Source organism: Microcoleus sp. AT3-A2, from assembly GCF_036705685.1.
Lineage (GTDB): Bacteria > Cyanobacteriota > Cyanobacteriia > Cyanobacteriales > Microcoleaceae > Microcoleus.
On record NZ_JAUBVF010000151.1, the window covers coordinates 1 to 1,737 of the forward strand.

Below are 1,737 nucleotides of genomic sequence, written 5' to 3' on the forward strand. Positions count from 1 at the left end.
CCACCTAAACGGGTCTCAGCTAACTATGTTATTCTACCATAAATATAGTCTGTGTACTTACGCCGAGCTGTACTAGTAACATTACCCGCTAAATAGTAAGTTTCACCGCGCTTGAGGGAGGCGGCAGAGGTATTATGCTGGATCGTCGCTTCACTGAGTTTGGGAATTGGCATGAGACTATGCCTGAGCAATTAAAGGATTAGACTTGATTTTACCTCAGAGATGTACTCTGTCTAGGATTTAATTGCGTCTCAATGTAAGATTTACAGAAAATTTAATAATCCGTAAAGCAAACACTGAGAAGATTTGGAGCTTGATGAGGGGAAATTTTTTCTGAAAATTTTGCATAATTCTCTCCCTACCCCCTGGTTAATAATAGAGCGCAGTTGGCCAACTAGCTTCTCCCTTATCCCTTTCTTTGACGGAGAAACGAGCTGTGATACCTATAGTTTTATCTACCCCCCTGACATTATTAGTAATGGGGGTTCCCCATGCTGCCGGAGAAATAATTGCCAATGTAGAGGCAAGTTTAGTGTCAGCAGTTGGTAGTTATCCCTTGATGGAAATTGCCCAAGCTGAGCGCAGAACAAAATGCAGTTCTGGAGAGGACGATCCGATAGTTCCTCCGAACTAAATAACTTTAATTGTTAGCGAGCTTTCAGTAGGGTGCGTCAGCTAGTTAAATGGTGAAGTAGGATAGAAAAACTGAGAACTACTGACGCACCATACTGTAATTTAATTAGGTTCTCTGCCCGAAGCACTGAGCCTGTCGCAGGCAAAACTCTTCCAAATACTTAATTCTGGAAGTTTCCACGCCACACCTTCTTGTTGTTGGCCTTGGGCAGAGCAATTCAGGCATTTTTGCCAGCAAGAAAAAGCTGCTGTTGTCTCCCCTTTTGCTTCGAGAACTTGTGCTAGCAAGCAGTGTGCTACAGTATAGGATTTCTTTAGTAATAGAAGAATTAAAAAGTAAATTTAAAATTCCCAGACCTCGCAGTATTTCTCAGAAATCTACGGTAATTAATGAATTTTAAAATAGCTGGCATCAACAGATAAAAGCTCTACTAGACAAAGCTTTACCTCAAGCAAACACATATAAAAAACTCATCTTTTGGTGCAGTGATGAAATGCGGCTAGGACTGCATACAATTCGTCGGCGCAAGCTGACGCTTTCAGGCGTAAAGCGCGTCGGGAAGCATCAATGGAAATTTGAGTTTTTTTGGCTGTATGGGGCAGTATCGAGCGCAGAGCGTAAAAAGTTTTTTTTGGGAGTTTTCGCATTTAGACAAAGTTTGTTTTGAAGCATATTTACAACTTTTGTCAAAACAATATCCTCATGAATTACACATCATTCAAGTTGATAACGCACCCTCTCATAAGCTGGACTCATCTGAATTACCAGACAATGTTATTTTACTATTTCAGCCTCCGGGTTGTCCGTTCGTAAATCCGACAGAAAGAGTGTGGGAATATCTGAAAGATTTTTTAGATTGTCGGTGTTTAGTAATCTTGACGAACTCCGCATAAAAGTCCAGGAAATTTTGGCATCTTTCACGCCCGCGTATCATTGGTCTTCTCACCGGATGGTCTTGGATTTTACATTCTTTATCTCTAGCACATCTTTAGAAAAATGGTATAAGGCTTCATCATTTAAATGATAAACCCACATTCCGCAGATGTCGGTCGGATTTCTTTATCAGTTGTGAAAACTTGGAAGCCAAACGCTTTTAGGCTGAA

2 protein-coding genes are annotated in these 1,737 nt (G+C 40.8%); both read left to right on the forward strand.

Annotation, left to right across the window (positions count from 1 at the left end):
* Positions 1–436 precede the first annotated feature (436 nt).
* Positions 437–634 carry a hypothetical protein gene (locus QUB37_RS29595; RefSeq protein WP_333168796.1) on the forward strand — a complete coding sequence of 66 codons (198 nt, stop codon included), beginning with the start codon at positions 437–439 and terminating at the stop codon, positions 632–634.
* Between the two features lie 593 nt (positions 635–1,227).
* Positions 1,228–1,527 (forward strand): transposase, encoded by a 300-nt coding sequence (locus QUB37_RS30005; RefSeq protein ID WP_445300074.1) that lies wholly within the window; start codon positions 1,228–1,230, stop codon positions 1,525–1,527.
* The last annotated feature ends 210 nt before the right edge of the window (positions 1,528–1,737 follow it).